Source organism: Mesorhizobium sp. WSM3224, assembly GCF_000427725.1.
Taxonomy (GTDB): Bacteria; Pseudomonadota; Alphaproteobacteria; order Rhizobiales; family Rhizobiaceae; genus Mesorhizobium.
The window spans coordinates 1-16,136 of record NZ_ATYO01000005.1 but is presented as its reverse complement, the minus strand read 5'-3'; the positions used below and the strand labels follow the sequence as shown (position 1 = coordinate 16,136).

The window sequence follows — 16,136 nt, the reverse complement described above, 5'->3', positions numbered from 1 at the left end:
TGGACGCACAAAGTACGCTCTAACACTTTGAATCTATGCATCGTGCCCTCCGAAAATCGAAATCGATTTTCGGGCCGATGCATTGGCCGCTGCCTTGCCCGTCAGCATGAGCTCGGTCGCCGCGGCCACGTCCTCCTGCCGCATCAGGCTCTCGCCGACGAGGAAGGTGCCTATGCCGGTCTTCTGCATCCTGATGCAATCGTCGTGGGTGAAGATGCCGCTCTCGCTGACCAGCAAGCGACCGCTCGGCACCATCGGCGCCAGCCGCTCAGAGGTCTTGAGGCTGGTCTCGAACGTTCTCAGGTTGCGGTTGTTGATGCCGATCAACTGCGACGACAGCTTTATCGCGCGCTGGGTCTCCGCCTCGTCATGCACCTCGATCAGCGCATCCATGCCAAGTTCGAACGTCACTGCTTCGAGCTCGCTCGCCAGCGCATCGTCGACGCTTGCCATGATGATCAGGATCGCGTCGGCGCCCCAGGCGCGCGCTTCGTAGACCTGGTAGGGATCGAACAGGAAATCCTTGCGCAGCACGGGCAGAGACACCGCTTTGCGGGCGTTGGTGAGAAATTCCGGGGCGCCCTGGAAAGACGGCGCGTCGGTCAGCACCGAAAGGCAGGCGGCGCCGCCTTGCTGATAGGCTTTTGCGAGCGCCGGCGGGTCGAAATCAGCGCGGATCAGCCCCCGGGAGGGGCTGGCCTTCTTGATCTCGGCGATCAGGGCGAAACTGCCCGATCTGCGCTTTGTCTCAAGCGCCGCGAGAAAGCCGCGCGGCGCGTCGGCGTCCTTCGCCCGTGCCTTGATCTCGGCGAACGGCACGGCGAGCTTCGCCGCCGCGATCTCGTCGCGCTTATAGGCTTCGATCTTGCGCAGGATATCCGACAAGGCCTTATCCGTTCGAAATCTCGACAAGCTTGTCCAGCACCGCAAGCGCGCGGCCGCTGTCGATCGCTTGCGCCGCCGCGACAATACCGTCGGCAAGCGTCGTCGTCTTGCCGGCCACGACCAGCCCGGCGCCGGCATTCATCAGCACCGTGTCGCGATACGCACCTGCCGCTCCGCCCAGCATATCGCGGAGTTCCTTGGCGTTGTAGGCCGCGTCGCCGCCGCGCAGCTCTTCCTTGGCGTGCCGCTTCAATCCAAAGGATTCCGGCGTCAAGGTGAAGCTGCGGATCTCGCCGCCGACAAGCTCCGCCACCTGGGTCTCGCCCGTCGTGGTAATCTCGTCATAGCCATCGCCATGGACGACCCAGGCGTGATCGGCGCCCAGCGCCTTCAGCGTCTCGGCCACCGGCATGATCCACTCCGGCAGGAAGACGCCCACCATCTGGCGGCTGACGCCGGCGGGGTTCGACAGCGGTCCGAGCAGGTTGAAGATGGTGCGCGTGCCGAGCTCGACGCGAGTCGGCCCGACATGCTTCATCGCCGGATGATGCGCCGGCGCGAACATGAAGCCGACGCCGGCCTCGTGGATGCAGCGGCCGATCATTTCCGGCGAGATGTCTATTCTGACGCCCAGCGCCGTCAGCACATCGGCCGAGCCGGTCAGCGAGGACAGGCCGCGATTGCCGTGCTTGGCGACCGGCACGCCGGCGGCGGCGATGACGAAAGCGGAAGCCGTCGAGATGTTGACCGAGTGCGAATTGTCGCCGCCCGTGCCGACGATGTCGATGGCGCCGTGCGGCGCCTCGACGCGCAGCATCTTGGCGCGCATCGTGGCGACCGCGCCGGATATCTCGCCCACCGTCTCGCCGCGTACGCGCAGCGCCATCAGGAAGCCGCCGATCTGGCCGGGCGTCGCATCGCCCGACATGATGATGTCGAAGGCTTCGCGGGCTTCCTCGAAGGAAAGCGCGGTGCCGGCGGCGACCTTTGCTATGTGTGTCTTCAGCGCGCTCATCGTGTCTGTGCTTGCGAAACGGCGTTCGGATCGATGCGAACGTCATATTGCGACTGCAACTGCGCCACCAGTTGGTCGAGCAGGTCGTCGGACATGCCGGCGCCGAAGGATTTCTGCGCATCGTCCGGCACGGCGCTGCCGTCGGCGCCCGCCGGCTCGAAGACCTCGGCGACCTTGAACAGGATCTGGCCGTCGCCGGTGGGCGAGGGGATCAAGCCGGTACCGCCTTCGCCGACGCCGAACATGGCCGCCGCACCTTCCTTGCCGAAATCGGCATCGTCGGCTTCGCGCTTCAGGCCGCGCTTGGTCTGTTTATCGAGCTTGAGCTCGCCGGCGATGACGTCGAGCGTGGCGCCGGCCTTGAGGCGCTTCTCCAGCTCCTGCGCCTTCGTGTCGAGCCGCTTGTCGGTCTCGGCCTCCGTCCAGTCGGCCGCGACCTTCTTGCGGACTTCATCCAGCGTGCGGTCGCGCGCCGGCGTGATCGACTGCACCTCGTAGAATACGAAGCCGTTGTCGGTGGTCGTCAGGCCTTCATTCTCGGTATTGGGCTCGGCCGTGAAAACCGACTTGATGAGCTCGGCCGATTCCGGCAGGTCGTTGACGATCGTTCCATCCGGGCGCTGGCCGGTCCGGTCGATGGCGTCGATGGTGACGACCTTGAGCTTCAGCTTCTCGGCGGCCTGGGCAAGCGAAGCCCCCGAAGCGCGGGTATCCTCATAACTGTCATGCACGTCGAGCAGGATGCGGCTCGCTTCGCCGAGCGCCAGGTCCTTGCGGATCTGGGCGGACACTTCCGAAAGCGGTTTGACGACCTGCGGCTTGATCTCGGTGACGCGCAACAGCACGGGACCGAAGGCGCCCTGGACGACCGGGCTCACCTCGTTGGCATTGAGCGAGAAGGCCGCATCGGCCACCGCCTTGTCGGCGATCTTATCCTTGGCCAGCGTGCCGAGCAGTGTGTCGGCCTGCGTCTTGCCCTCAGCGGTGATGAGCTTGTCGAAAGTGGCGCCAGCCTTCAGCGAATCGTAAGCCGCCTTGGCCGCATCCGGCGTCTTGAACACCAACTGCTCGATGGTGCGCATCTCGGGCGTCGTGTAGCGCGCGATATTCTTGTTGTAGTCGTCGCTGACCTGGCTGTCGGTCACCGCGGACGGATCCATGATGTCCTGCGGCTCCAGCCGGGCATAGGAGAACTTGCGGTATTCCGGCGCGGCGTAGTTCTTCTTGTTGGCGTCGAAATAGGCGTTGAGGGCGCTGTCGGACGGCGCCTCGATCGGCTGCACCAGCGTCTTCGGCAGCACGAGATAGTCGATCGTGCGATCCTCGCCGCGATAGAGCGAGACTGCCTTCAGGAAGGTCTGCGGAACCTTGAGGCCGTCGGAAATCGCCTCGACGATCTGCTGGCGCACAGCCACCTGCGAACGGTTCTTGAGATAGTCCTCCGGCCGCATGCCGAGCTCGCGCAGGAGATACTCGAAGGTCCGGCGATCGAACTGGCCGCCGGGGCCCTTGAAGGCCGGATCCTCGCGCGTCAGTTCGGCCAGCCGGTCCTTGGAGAGCCCGAGCCCGAGCTTGCGCGCCTGTTCGTCGAGCACGGCGCCCGAAACGAGCTGCGACAACACCTGGTTGTCGACACCGAGCAGCTTGGCCTGTTCATGGGTGACGCGCTGGCCATATTGCTGCGACAGCATGCTGAGCTGGCGATCATAGGCGAGCCGGTACTCGTTGATCGAGACCTCCGTGCCGCCGGCGGTGATCACCGCATGATGGCCACCCAGCGCACCGCCCACCATGCGCGTGGTGATGCCCCAGGCGGCGAAACTTATCACCAGCAAGGACAGCAACGCCTTCGCGCCCCAGGTGCCCGCCGCGCTTCTCAATATACCAAGCATGCATACTTCCGATTTATGCGCATTTTCGCATGCGCCGAGTCTGAAACAAGCGCAATAGCGCCCTTCCGGCCCACTGTCGATTGCTTTGTGACCTGATTTTGGTAGTGAGGGCGCTGCTTAATGTCGCTCGGAGAACGCACCCCATGACCCCTGGAATCCGTCCGCTTGTCGCCGGCAACTGGAAAATGAACGGCACCAGCGCCTCCCTCAACGAGTTGCGGTCGATCGGCAACGGGTTCATGAGCGGACTCGATGCGGAGACCGAAGCGGTGGTGTGCGTGCCGGCGACTTTGCTCCAGCGCGCCGCCGAGATCCTGTCGCGGACGCCGGTGCGCGCCGGCGGAGAGGATTGCCATCCCAAGGAGAGCGGCGCCTTTACGGGCGAGATTTCAGCCGAGATGCTCAAGGACGCCGGCGCGAGCCACGTCATCGTCGGCCATTCCGAGCGCCGCGAGCTGTTCGGCGAGGACGATGCGATTGTCCATGCCAAGGCATCGGCCGCCTGGCGGGCAGGGCTGGTGGCCATCATCTGCATCGGCGAGACGCGCGCCGAACGCGAAGCTGGCGCGACGCTCGATGTGCTGTCGCGTCAGCTCGACGGTTCCGTGCCGGCGAGTGCCACCACCGCCAACAGCATCATTGCCTACGAGCCGGTCTGGGCCATTGGAACCGGACTGACGCCGACCGCCGCCGACGTCGCCGAGGCGCATGCGCATATCCGCGGCAAGCTCACCGGATTGCTCGGCGATGCCGCTGCCAGGATGCGCATTCTCTATGGCGGTTCGGTCAAGCCGTCCAACGCGGTTGAACTGCTGGGCGTCCAGAATGTGGACGGCGCGCTGGTCGGCGGCGCCAGCTTGAAGGCGGCCGACTTCCTCGCCATCGCGGAAGCTTACATGAACATCTCCTAGGCTCATGCGGTATAAATCGTTGTAATGGCCGCATTGCTTCCCATATTCCCGGCCACGGGCTTGGAAATGCCGCCAAAGCATTGTAAGGAGCCGCCTCCAAAACACCGGTCGTATGCGCGGCCGAGCAGGGCCTCGCCAGGATAAATTATGGAAACCGTACTGATTGTTGTCCACCTCATGGTCGTGCTCGCCCTTGTCGGCGTGGTGCTGCTGCAGCGCTCCGAAGGCGGCGGCCTGGGCATCGGCGGCGGTTCCGGTTTCATGACGGCGCGCGGCGCCGCCAACGCGCTGACCCGCGCCACCGCAATCCTGGCGGCCGCGTTCTTCGTGACGTCGCTGGCGCTGTCGATCATTGCCCGTTACGGCGAAAAGCCGATCGACATTCTCGATCGTCCGGCGACGTCGACCTCGGGCAACGGCGTGCTCAACCAGCTGCCGGGCTCCAACGGACCGGTGGGCACCTCCAAGCCCGCGGCTCCGGCCGGCGGCACGGCCCCCGCTGCTCCGTCGGGCGGCACGACGACCACCACGCCGCTCGCCAATGGCACCACCGCTCCGGCCCCGGCAGCCCCGGCGCCCGCGAATCCAACCACGCCACCGGCAGCCAACGGCGTCACCTTGCCGGTCACCCCGCAGGTTCCGAACCAGTAGCCGGGCAAGCACCTGGGCCGCGATCTGTTGTTCTTTGAACACAGTCGCGGCAAATGCCGCCCGATCACGAAGATTCAACCGGGCGTAGCGCCTGCCTCAGCTTGAGGCGATGACGGCTAATCGATTATAGATTGCGCGCGGCACTTTCGGCGCCCTTGGGGGGCGCCGGGCGACGCCGTGGGCAACTCGTATAGAACGATCGGATCTTCGCCATGCAGCTTCGCAGCTTCATCATTTTGGGAGTCTGTGCCGTCCTCGGCATGGGTTCCGCGGCCCTTGCCGGACCGGCAAATCTGGCCACATCACCGTCATTCGAGAAGACTGACGCCATCAATGTCGCCGCCAAGGGCGACGCATCGCAGCTGAGGCTTCTCAAGAAGAAGAAAAATCCGAGCTCGGACGATCTCGCGCAGATCAGCAAGCTCGAGGCCAAGATCGCGGCCGACAAGGAAGCCGCCAAGGAAAAGGCGCTCGAGGCCCGCAAACTGGCGATGCGCGAGGCGGCCAAGGCCAAGGCGGATGCCGCGCGTCAGGAATGGCTCGCCAAGAAGGGCGGCGGGAACGCTGCGTCTGAAGTCGCCGACGCCAAGCTGGCCAAGAAGACCACCAAGATCATCGCGCCGCTGGAGCCAATGGCGCCGATCGCCTCGCTCAACACCGAGGAGCCGATCCCGGCTGAGGCCATGAACGTCACCGCCACCGGCAATACCGGCGAGTTGCGCAGTGAGCAACCCGGCCAGAAGCAGGCAAGCAGCGGCGGTCTGTTCGACGGTCTCTTCGGCGGCGGCGGACGATCGACTTCGATCAGCTATCTGCCCGAGACCCGCGCGCTTGATTCGGCGTTGGCCAGGAAGGACACCAAGCGGCCCTTCAAGGTGAAGCCGGAATTCGTGCCGCAGGACGTCACGTTCACCGGCTATGAGCCGGGCACGATCGTCATCGATACCAGCGCACGCCGCCTCTACCTCGTCGAATCCTTTTCCACGGCGCGGCGCTATGCCATCGCGGTCGGCCGCGAAGGCCTGCAGTTCAAGGGCACCGTGGCTGTCGGCGACAAGCAGGAATGGCCGCGCTGGATCCCGACGCTCGACATGCAGAAACGCGAGCCGAAGCACTACGGCCAGTACAAGGACGGCATGGCCGGCGGCGGCGAAAACCCGCTCGGCGCGCGCGCCATCTACCTCTATGACGGCAAGAAGGACACGCATCTGCGCATCCATGGCACCATCGCGCCGCAATCGATCGGAACCAGCGCCTCCAATGGCTGCTTCCGCATGATCAACGAGCACGTCATGGACCTCTACAGCCGGGTGAAAGTGGGCACCAAAGTCGTCATCATCTGACGCCTCCACCATTCTACCGAAAGGGCCGGCTCAGCCGGCCCTTTTGTTTTGACTACTCCCAGCGCCTTCATGGGAAAAAGCCCTCGCGGCGGTTTTTTCTCTGGCGGAATCAATCAGGCCGCGTTAAGCGATGACTCCCATGGCGCGATATGTATTCATCACAGGCGGCGTGGTTTCCTCACTTGGAAAAGGCATTGCCGCAGCGGCCCTTGGGGCTCTTCTGCAGGCGCGAGGCTATCGCGCCCGGATCAAAAAGCTCGATCCTTACCTGAATGTCGACCCCGGAACGATGTCGCCGTACCAGCATGGCGAAGTGTTCGTGACCGATGATGGGGCCGAGACCGATCTCGATCTTGGCCATTACGAGCGCTTCACGGGGCGTTCGGCAAACCAGCAGGACAACATCACCACCGGCCGCATCTACAAGAACATCATCGAGCGCGAGCGGCGCGGCGACTATCTCGGCGCGACCGTGCAGGTGATCCCGCACGTCACCGACGAGATCAAGCATTTCGTGCTGGACGGCAATGAAGATTACGACTTCGTGCTGTGCGAGATCGGCGGCACGGTCGGCGACATCGAGGCGATGCCGTTCCTCGAAGCGATTCGCCAGCTCGGCAACGACCTGCCGCGCAACAACGCGGTCTATGTGCATCTGACGCTGATGCCCTACATCCCGACGGCCGGCGAGCTGAAGACCAAGCCGACACAGCATTCAGTCAAGGAATTGCGCGGTATCGGCATTGCGCCCGACATCCTGCTGGTGCGCGCCGACCGGCCGATCCCGAAGGAAGAGCGCCGGAAGCTGTCGCTGTTCTGCAACGTGCGCGAGAGCGCCGTCATCCAGGCGCTCGACGTGCCGCACATCTACGACGTGCCGATGGCCTATCACAAGGAAGGGCTGGATTCGGAAGTGCTGGCCGCCTTCGGCATCGATCCGGCGCCGAAGCCGCGCATGGAGCCCTGGCAGGCGCTCTCCAGCCGCATCCACAATCCGGAAGGCGAGGTGACGATCGCAGTCGTCGGCAAATACACCGGACTGAAGGACGCCTACAAATCGCTGATCGAGGCACTGTCGCATGGCGGCCTTGCCAACCGCGTCAAGGTCAAGCTCGACTGGATCGAAAGCGAGATTTTCGAGAAGGAAGACCCGACGCCGTGGCTGGAGAAGGTGCACGGCATTCTCGTTCCCGGCGGCTTTGGCGAACGCGGCTCGGAAGGCAAGATCCTGGCGGCAAAGTTCGCGCGCGAGCGCAAGGTGCCTTACTTCGGCATCTGCTTCGGCATGCAGATGGCCTGCATCGAGGCGGCCCGCTCGCTGGCTGGTGTCGACCATGCGTCGTCGACCGAGTTCGGCCCGACCAATGAGCCGGTTGTCGGCCTGATGACCGAATGGCTGAAGGGCAACATGCTGGAGAAGCGCAGGGCCGCCGGCGACCTCGGCGGCACGATGCGGCTCGGCGCCTACCAGGCCGAACTCGCCAAGGGCTCGAAAATAGCGGATATCTATGGCGACACGCAGATTTCCGAACGCCATCGGCACCGCTACGAAGTCAACGTCGACTACAAGCAGCGGCTGGAGGATTGCGGCCTGGTCTTTGCCGGCATGTCGCCCGACGGCGTGCTGCCGGAGACGGTCGAATATCCTGACCATCCGTGGTTCATCGGCGTGCAGTATCACCCGGAACTGAAGAGCCGGCCGCTCGACCCGCATCCGTTGTTCGCGAGCTTCATATCGGCGGCAGTGGATCAGTCGCGCCTGGTTTGATGCAGACTTACGTCGCGCTGCTCTACAGCATCATTCTGGGCGAGGGCCGGCGCGTGGTCATGGCCGACCTCAAGGCGATGGCCGAGGATCTGGGGCTGAAGAACGTCCGCACGCTGGTGGCGACCGGCAATCTGGTGTTCGAGGCCCGGGCCGGTGAAATTTCAAAGCTCGAGCAGCGGCTGGAAAAGGCCTTCGAGAAAACCTTCGGCCGCCATGTCGACATCATCGTGCGCCGCGCCGAGGGCTGGCTGAGGCTTGCTGCCGCCAATCCGTTTCCGGCTGAATCCGCCGATGCGGCCGATCAGGTTGCAGTGCGCGTGATGCGCGAGCCGCTGCCCGCGGATGCCGTTGCAGCGCTCCAGGCCTATGCTGCCGACGATGAGAAAGTATTTTGGGTCGACGGCGATATCTGGCTTGTCTTCTCGCGCGAGCGGCCGAGCTCGCGGCTGCTTGCCGCCGTCAATCACAAGCGCCTGGGCATCGGCACGTCGCGCAACTGGAACACGGTGCGCAGGCTGGCCGAGGCAGTAGGCAGTAGGCAGTAGGCGGCATTCTCTATTGCCTGATCCCTACTGCCTACTGCCCTGTTTCAAGCCTTGGCCACCTTGGCTCCGGCGCCGAGAGCCATGGTGCGCAGCACATAATAGACGGCGCCCGCGATCGCCACGCCGAAGAACCAGCCATAGACGCCCCACCAGGACGGCAGCCAGTTGGTGAAGTTGGGCAGGATCGACGAGAAGACCGCGCCGATGCCGGCGGCGATGAAGGCGTTGACGTGCCAGCCGCTCTGGAAGCGGAACTCGCCGTCTTCGCGGTAGAGGGCTTCGACATCGACCTCGCTTTTGCGGATCAGGTAGTAGTCGACCATCATCACGCCGAAGATCGGCCCCATCGTTGCGCCGATGACGTTGACGAAGGAAGCAGCACTGCCTTCCCACGGCGCGAAGGGATAAAGCACCAGTGCGATCAGTGCCGCGATGTAGCCGCCTTTCTTGAAGTCGATCTGGCGCGGGAAGACGTTGGAGAAGTCGAACGCCGGCGAGACGAAATTCGCCACGACATTGATGCCGAGCGTCGCCACCGCGAAGGTGAGCGCCGCAAGCGCCGCCAGGAACCAGCTGTCGAACTTGGCCGAGATCTGGTCGGGATGGAGCAGCACCTCGTGGTAGACGTCATAGGCGGCAATCGTGGTGACGCCGGCGACCAGCGAGAACAGGATCAGGTTGACCGGCAGGCCCCAGATGTTGCCCTTGCGCAGCGCCGTCTTGTCGGGCGCGTAGCGGGCGAAGTCGCAGAAGTTGAGATAGAGCGCCGAGAAATAGGTCACCCAGATCGCGGCCACCGCGAACAGCGCGGTCCACGATCCCGGCTCACCGGGCACGCCCGCGTCCTTGGTCTTGTCCAGCAGCACATCCATCGGGATGTCGCTGGTAAAAGCGAAAGTGCCCGATTTCACGCAAAGATAGATCGCCAGGATCAGCATCATCACCCAAACGGCTGGGCCGGCCCAGTCCTGGAAGCGGCGTACCGTTTCCATGCCCTTCTGGATGATCAGAAGCTGCAGCGCCCAGATGATGACGAAGCAGATCACCTCCAGGGTCGAATGTCCCAGAAGATGCGAGCTCTTGTTGAACTCGTCGAACGATTGCAGGCGCGTCAGCAGCGCCACGATGGCGCCCGATGCCGCGGCCGTCTGGGCACCGTACCAGAAGCAGGCGACGATCGCTCGCACCAGCGCCGGGACGTTGGCGCCCCAGATGCCGAAGGAGGCACGGGCAAGCACCGGGTAGGGCACGCCGGTTTTCACGCCGGCATAGCCGACCATATTCATCAGCGCGTAGATGATCAGCGAGCCGATGCCGATAGCGATGACGAAGTTGACGAAGCCGCCGCAGAACAGAAACAAGCTTGCCGCCAGGTAGTAGCCCCAGAGGCTGTGGACGTCGGACGTCCAGACGTTGAAGATCGAAAACGGTCCCCAGTTCCTGACCGTTGCCGGAGCCAGGTCCTCATTGTAGAGGCCAGGCGATGCGCCTTGAATGGTCATTGCAAGTGTTCCCCTTTTTGCAAAACGCGCCCTCACGCGTTAACCACAGAGGTTAAGCCTGACGCAGGGGAACCGGCAAGCAACCCATTTGCCGGCTTTCGCCTTAAAGACATTCAATGAGAATCGCCCTTATCCGCTGGCTCTGAGCCTGCACCACGCTGAGTCGCCATGATCTCTCTCGTGTGTGTCGAGCGCCGACAGCCGGTTTCAAAGTTTTTCCGGCAGCAATCAAATTTGTTTGGAACCGATTCGCGAGACGTGCGTTTAGTGGGGTTCGACCGCGTTGCGGTCGAACCGGGAGGATAACTATGGATCGCTTGCATTTCTTTACCCCAGTGCGAATTGCGCGTGGGCAGGGACATCCTGTGGAGGAAGTAGATAGCGTCTCCGAGGCGATGGTGTTCCTGCGGAAGTGGCCAACGGGACGACGCGGCCCGGTTTATCAATGCGCCTTCAACTGCTGCGCGGCGGCTATGTCGGGCAAGATGTCGGCCGAGGAAGCGAGAAAAGCCTTTGTCGGCTTTGCCCGCATCACCCGGTTGCTCGACGACGATATGGCGCTGCCGCTGGGCGGTGCGCCCGTGGACAATGTCTACGCGCTGAGGCGTTAGCTGGCTCGGTCCTCAGGCAGCTCCTGGCTGCTGGTGACGTTATGTTGCGAGGCGTGGGCCCTAGGGCCAACGTCACGGGGTGTTTTATATTCATTCGCCCCGTTGTTTCAATTCTCCCTGAAAGAGCGTGTGAGAGAGGCCTCGACCGGGGCCAACATATAGTCGAGTAATGTGTGTTCGCCGGTCAGGATCATGACTTCGGCCGGCATGCCAGGCGACAGATGGACCTCATGCAGCCGTGCGATCTCGGCTGCATCGACCTTGACCTTGGCGAGGAAATAAGGTTCGCCGGTTTTCTCGTCAGTCAGCCGGTCGGCCGACAGCGAGGTGAGCAGGCCACGGATCTGCGGCAAATGCCTGCTCGGATATGCCGTCAGCACCACGCGGGCGGGCATGTCTGGATGCACCACGTCGATATCCGCCGGTTTGATGCGTGAATCGATGACCAGATTGGGCTCGTCCGGGACGATATCGAGAAGCGGCTGGCCACTGGCGACTACGCCCGACTCGGTCGTTACACGCACATTCATCACCGTTCCGGCGATCGGCGCGACGATATCCGTCCTCGTTAGCACATCCTGGCGTGAAGGCAATTGGCTGCGCAATTCGGCGAGATCAGTGCGGGCTTTGGCAAGATCCTCGTTGGCGCTTTCGCTGTCCTGCTGGCGCAGATTAAGGAGCTGGAACTCCGTCTCGCCGATCTGCTGGTAATTGTGCGCTACCTGTGCCCGGTTCGTTGCCTGATTGGCGCGAATGTCGGCCTGTGCGCGCTGCAGGGCCAATATCCGCGGCAGACGTTCCAGGCCCTTCTTGTACATCTCCTGCGCGGAAGCAATCTCCTGGTCGATCAGGCCGAGCTGCTCGGCCTGGGCGGCGATCACCTCCCTCGATCCAGTGCTTTGCTCCTTGATCTGCGCAATGCGCTTTTCCAGGATGTGCGTGCGCCCTTCGCGGGTTGCGAGGCGGCTGTCGAGCAGCGCCTGCTCCTCGACGACCACCTTTCGCGCCAGATCGCTATTGGTCGAGGTCAGCTCGTTGGGAAAGGCGATATGGTCCTGGCCGGAAAGCTCAGCGACCAGGCGGGCCTCGGTCGCCAGAAGGCGGATGTAGTGTGTCTGCAATTCGTCATAGCGCCCCTGAGCCTGCGTTGTGTTCAAGCTGATGAGCACCTGGCCGGCGCCGACCTTGTCGCCTTCCTTGACATAAATCTTGCCGATGATGCCGCCTTCCAGATGCTGGACCGTCTTGCGATAACCTTCCGGGCTGACGACGCCATTGGCGACGACGGCGCTTGCCAGCAGCGCAACGCTAGACCATGCGGCGACCCCGCCGACGAAGACGATGGACGAGACGTAGCCCAGCATGCGCGCGGGGCGCGTGCGCCGGTTCAGGTCGCGCTTGCTCGCTTGGAGGGCGGGGGACCGCCGCCGGACCAGCCAGGAAATCAGCAGCAGGACCAGCGCGCCGATGGCGGCCGCTAGGGCGATTCGCTTCGGCTGGTCGAGCCCGTCGAACCAAATCGACACTGCAGCAATGAGTTGCCCGGCGGAAATAATCAGCCTGGCGGTCGGTTCGCCCGGGCTATCTTCCAGCCCGTTCAGCATTGTCGAGACGTCGCCAAATCGCTGGTCCATGGCTCACTCCACCGCCTTCAGGTTTCCCGGTTCGTTGGCAGCAATCTTTTCCCGTATTGCGGGCGCTACGGGGATTCGCTTGGCCTGTCCGTTGAGCGCGCCGAGCACCTCGTCGCGGGTGCCGAACATCGAGACGCTGCCGTCCTTGATGAAGACGACATGATCGGCCGTGCGCAGAAGATTGATCTGATGGGTGACCAGAATGACGGTGCGGCCCCGATCCTTCAGCTGCTGGAGCACGGTGAACAGCGCGTTCTCGCCATCGCTGTCGAGGCCCGTGTTCGGTTCGTCGAGAACGACCAGCGGCGGATCGCCGAACAGCGCCCGGGCCAGTGCGATGCGCTGTCGCTGACCACGTGAGATCCGGACACCGTGCGGCCCGACCTCGGTCCGGTAGCCGTTTGGCAGCCGCAGGATCATTTCGTGGATGCCGGCGAGCTGCGCCGCGGCGATGACCGATTCGCTGTCGACGTCACGCAGGCGCGCAATGTTTTCGGCGATCGTTCCCGGGAATAGTTCAACCTGTTGCGGCAGATAGCCAATATGCTGGCCCAGTTCATCGGAAGGCCAGTTCCAGACCTCGGCGCCATCCAACCTGACATGGCCGAATGAGGGCCGCAGCGCGCCGACGATGAGACGGCAGAGCGTGGTCTTGCCGGAGCCGGACGCCCCTATCACGCCGCAGGTTTGCCCGGGTTCGACGCCGAAGCCTACCTTGCTCAGCAGTGGTTGCGACGTGGCCGGCGTGCAGTAGTGCAGGTTGTCGAGCTTCAGCCTGCCCCGAGGACGAGGCAGGGTAACGCCAGCATTTTGCACCGAAGCAGTGTCGGCGAAAAGCTTCATCAGGTTGCGGCGGGCGGCCCTCGCGCTAACCAGACTGCGCCAGGCGCCGATCGAGCGTTCGATCGGTGCCAGCGCGCGGCTAAGCAGGATTGAGGCCGCGATCATCGAGCCCGGTGTCAGTTCGCGGCGCAGCACGAAATAGGCGCCGAGTCCCAGCACGGCAACCTGCAGGGCAAGGCGCAGCGAGCGCGACAGACTGCCTATGATGGTGGTGCGCCGAAAGAGCCGGCACTGGAGTTCCATCAGCGATTGCTGGTTCTCCTCCCAGCGCCGCAGCGCCGGCTCGGACATGCCGAGCGAGCGCAATGTCTCGGCGCCCTCGACATATTGGCCGACGGCGGCCTGGCTGCGGCGCAGACCCGTCGCCGCCTCTTGGGCCTTGCGTCGGGTGAGGAAATCATTGGCAAGCGCGGCGCAGAACAGGAGCACGGCGCCGGCTAGGCCGACGACGCCCAGTGCCGGATGCAGCAGCCACATGAAGGCCAGGAAGACTGGCGTCCATGGCGCGTCTAGAAAGGTCAGCATGCCGTCGCCGGCAACGAAGCCGCGCAGATCCGCGAGATCCTTGAGGCCCGCCTCGATGCCGCTGCCGGCGAGGCGCGCTTCCATGGCGCGTTCGACCACCGGAACGCTGAGCTGGTCGTCCAACCACTGGCTTATATGTCCCAGCATCATGCGCCGGGAGTGCTCCAGCAGGCCGTAGACGGCGATGGAACCGATGACGGCAAGGGTGAGCCAAAGCAGCGTGTCGACGGAGCCGCTCGACAGCACCCTGTCGTAGATCTGCAGCATGTAGACGGTGCTGGCGAGCAAGAGGACATTGGCGAGTAGGCTGAAAAGCAGAAGGGCGGGCGCCTGTCGGTGCGCCAGATGCATCACCTCCTGGAATTGCGGTCTTGGTTGCATCTCGGAGCCCCCCGTTTCGATGCTTTAAGGTCAATGCCGAGCCGGGCGCCAGGGCAGGCGCCCGGCCGGATCGCGTTAGGCTATGACGCCCTCCACATGGTTGTCGTTGAAGATGCCAGTCCCATCGATGCCGATGGAGAAGCTGTCGCTCGCTGTGTCGCCGTCGAAATCGGCGATCTGCACGGTGAAGTCGAGTTTCTCATCAGGGGCCGGCTGAGCCTGGCTGAGGCTGAAGCCGCCGATGTCGAAAGTATTGTTGTCGTTGCCGGTGATGCCATCCGCGTCGCTGATGTTTTCGATCAGCACGCGGTCGTGGGTTCCGCTGGTCGTCCACGACACCTTGTCGCCGGTGCTCAGGCCGGTGATGATCAAGTTGCCGTCGGCGTCGATCGTCGCGCTCGGAGTATATTGGGTGTTGCCGGTCTTGACGACGAAGTCGGTGAGCGAAAACGACGCGATGTTCACGTGCGTGTCGCTGGTGAGCCCGTCGACGAAATTCACCCCCGGCTCTGCGGTGGTGTTGAAGGCTGTAATCTTGACAGTGACGGGTCCGACGCCCGGGTTGGTCTGGTTGACCGTGAAGGACGCAGTGTTCGTATTAAACACACCCGTGAAGTCGATGTTGGCTTCGACGTCGGCCTCGTTCTGGTCCAGGTTGGGCACGAGGAAGTTCGTGTTCGCGCCGGTGACAAAGGTGATGAAAGCGCCTTCACCGGGGTTGATCTGGTTGCCGTTGACGCCAAACGAGGTGGTGCTGCCGGCCTGGCTGATATTGAGCACATCCTTGGTGGTGATGTTCCCGCCCTGGGACTGGTTCAGGGGGTCTTCCCCGATCACCACGATCTGGGCGGAGGTCGGACTGCCGAACATCATGAACAGATTGCTGCCGGAGGGTGCTCCGGCGAAGCTGAAATTGAGCTCCGCGGGCGGAGGATTCTGAAGGACATCGAAGGTGTAGTTGCCGCCCGACAGAGTCAGCTTGAAGAAATCGATGTCTCCGGCGGTGTGCGTGCCGCTGCCATCGACATCCTTGTAGTAGGTGGCAACGGTGTCGTTGTTGGTAAGGTCCTTGAGCAGGGTCAGCTGCGAGGATGTGCCGTCCAGTATCGTCAGTGTGGCCGGTGAACTGGTGATGCTATAGGTGCCGGGCTATCGGCGCCGACCGAGCCGTTTAGCGACTTGGTCACGGTGCTGCCAGCCGCGAAATCCACCAGGCCGTCCGCGATGGCCGGGTTTATGGTCGGCGTGTCGTCGTCGACCGTAACGATCAGCGCGTTGGCCGCCGCCGCCACCGTGTCGCCGTCGGCGTCGGTGGCGCGCAGGATCGANCTCAGATTGATCGCCAGGTCGTTCTCGGTATCGTCACCCGTCTGGCCATTGAGCGTCGGATGGTCGAGCTGATCGACGAGCGTGAAGGTCCAGGCGCCGGTCGTGCCGTTGAGCGCGAACGTAAACACCGTGTTCGCGCCCGCCGAAGCCGTCAGCGTGTTGCCGACGACGGAGTAGGTCACCGTCACCCCGCCTGAGGTCAGCGCGGGCAGTCCGCTGGTGATGCTATTGAGGCTGAAGGTCAGTGGCGCATCGGCGCCGGAGTTGAACAGCGGCGTCACGCTGCCGGTGGCCTGGGTGG

The 16,136-nt window shown here is 63.5% G+C and carries 14 protein-coding genes; 6 read left to right on the top strand and 8 right to left on the bottom strand.

Features of this window, described 5'->3' with window-relative positions:
• Positions 1 to 33: 33 nt before the first annotated feature.
• From trpC to YU3_RS0110585, 3 genes are read right to left on the bottom strand one after another with little or no spacing between them, the layout of a single operon-like run.
• Positions 34 to 885, bottom strand: a complete 852-nt coding sequence (gene trpC, locus YU3_RS0110595; RefSeq protein ID WP_027166214.1) for an indole-3-glycerol phosphate synthase TrpC — start codon at positions 883 to 885, stop codon at positions 34 to 36.
• A 4-nt stretch (positions 886 to 889) separates the two neighbouring features.
• Positions 890 to 1,900 (bottom strand): anthranilate phosphoribosyltransferase, encoded by a 1,011-nt coding sequence (gene trpD / locus YU3_RS0110590; protein WP_027166213.1) that lies wholly within the window; start codon positions 1,898 to 1,900, stop codon positions 890 to 892.
• Positions 1,897 to 3,792: a peptidyl-prolyl cis-trans isomerase gene (locus tag YU3_RS0110585; RefSeq protein WP_027166212.1), complete on the bottom strand. Its 1,896-nt coding sequence runs from the start codon at positions 3,790 to 3,792 to the stop codon at positions 1,897 to 1,899. Before YU3_RS0110585 ends, trpD begins: the two co-directional genes overlap by 4 nt.
• 143 nt (positions 3,793 to 3,935) lie before the next feature.
• On the opposite strand from YU3_RS0110585, the gene tpiA reads away from it, so the two are divergent.
• The 5 genes from tpiA (at position 3,936) to YU3_RS0110560 (ending at position 9,010) form a co-directional block, all read left to right on the top strand.
• Positions 3,936 to 4,703 (top strand): triose-phosphate isomerase, encoded by a 768-nt coding sequence (tpiA, locus tag YU3_RS0110580; RefSeq protein ID WP_027166211.1) that lies wholly within the window; start codon positions 3,936 to 3,938, stop codon positions 4,701 to 4,703.
• A gap of 147 nt (positions 4,704 to 4,850) precedes the next feature.
• Positions 4,851 to 5,354 carry a preprotein translocase subunit SecG gene (secG, locus tag YU3_RS0110575; protein ID WP_027166210.1) on the top strand — a complete coding sequence of 168 codons (504 nt, stop codon included), beginning with the start codon at positions 4,851 to 4,853 and terminating at the stop codon, positions 5,352 to 5,354.
• 212 nt (positions 5,355 to 5,566) lie between these two features.
• Positions 5,567 to 6,697, top strand: a complete 1,131-nt coding sequence (locus YU3_RS0110570) for a L,D-transpeptidase (RefSeq protein WP_027166209.1) — start codon at positions 5,567 to 5,569, stop codon at positions 6,695 to 6,697.
• Positions 6,698 to 6,827: 130 nt separating this feature from the next.
• The gene (locus YU3_RS0110565; protein ID WP_156913442.1) at positions 6,828 to 8,465 is read left to right on the top strand and encodes a CTP synthase; all 1,638 of its coding nucleotides are present in this window, start codon (positions 6,828 to 6,830) and stop codon (positions 8,463 to 8,465) included.
• Positions 8,465 to 9,010 carry a DUF1697 domain-containing protein gene (locus tag YU3_RS0110560; protein WP_027166207.1) on the top strand — a complete coding sequence of 182 codons (546 nt, stop codon included), beginning with the start codon at positions 8,465 to 8,467 and terminating at the stop codon, positions 9,008 to 9,010. Before YU3_RS0110565 ends, YU3_RS0110560 begins: the two co-directional genes overlap by 1 nt.
• A gap of 44 nt (positions 9,011 to 9,054) precedes the next feature.
• Here YU3_RS0110560 and YU3_RS0110555 read toward each other — a convergent pair whose 3' ends face one another.
• Positions 9,055 to 10,512 (bottom strand): NCS1 family nucleobase:cation symporter-1, encoded by a 1,458-nt coding sequence (locus tag YU3_RS0110555; protein ID WP_027166206.1) that lies wholly within the window; start codon positions 10,510 to 10,512, stop codon positions 9,055 to 9,057.
• Between the two features lie 308 nt (positions 10,513 to 10,820).
• Here YU3_RS0110555 and YU3_RS0110550 point away from each other — a divergent pair, with 308 nt between their 5' ends.
• Positions 10,821 to 11,123, top strand: coding sequence for a DUF982 domain-containing protein (locus YU3_RS0110550; protein ID WP_027166205.1), 303 nt, complete (start codon positions 10,821 to 10,823; stop codon positions 11,121 to 11,123).
• Positions 11,124 to 11,230: 107 nt separating this feature from the next.
• Here the strand turns inward: YU3_RS0110550 and YU3_RS0110545 are convergent, their stop codons facing one another.
• The 4 genes from YU3_RS0110545 to YU3_RS36360 form a co-directional block, all read right to left on the bottom strand.
• Positions 11,231 to 12,757 carry an HlyD family type I secretion periplasmic adaptor subunit gene (locus tag YU3_RS0110545; RefSeq protein ID WP_027166204.1) on the bottom strand — a complete coding sequence of 509 codons (1,527 nt, stop codon included), beginning with the start codon at positions 12,755 to 12,757 and terminating at the stop codon, positions 11,231 to 11,233.
• 3 nt (positions 12,758 to 12,760) lie between these two features.
• Complete coding sequence (locus YU3_RS0110540; protein WP_027166203.1) at positions 12,761 to 14,506, bottom strand: type I secretion system permease/ATPase; 1,746 nt, start codon at positions 14,504 to 14,506, stop codon at positions 12,761 to 12,763.
• 75 nt (positions 14,507 to 14,581) lie between these two features.
• Complete coding sequence (locus YU3_RS40505) at positions 14,582 to 15,379, bottom strand: hypothetical protein (protein WP_027166202.1); 798 nt, start codon at positions 15,377 to 15,379, stop codon at positions 14,582 to 14,584.
• Positions 15,380 to 15,615: 236 nt separating this feature from the next.
• A partial coding sequence (locus YU3_RS36360) for a T1SS-143 repeat domain-containing protein (RefSeq protein WP_036258278.1) occupies positions 15,616 to 16,136 on the bottom strand: 521 nt, incomplete at its 5' end.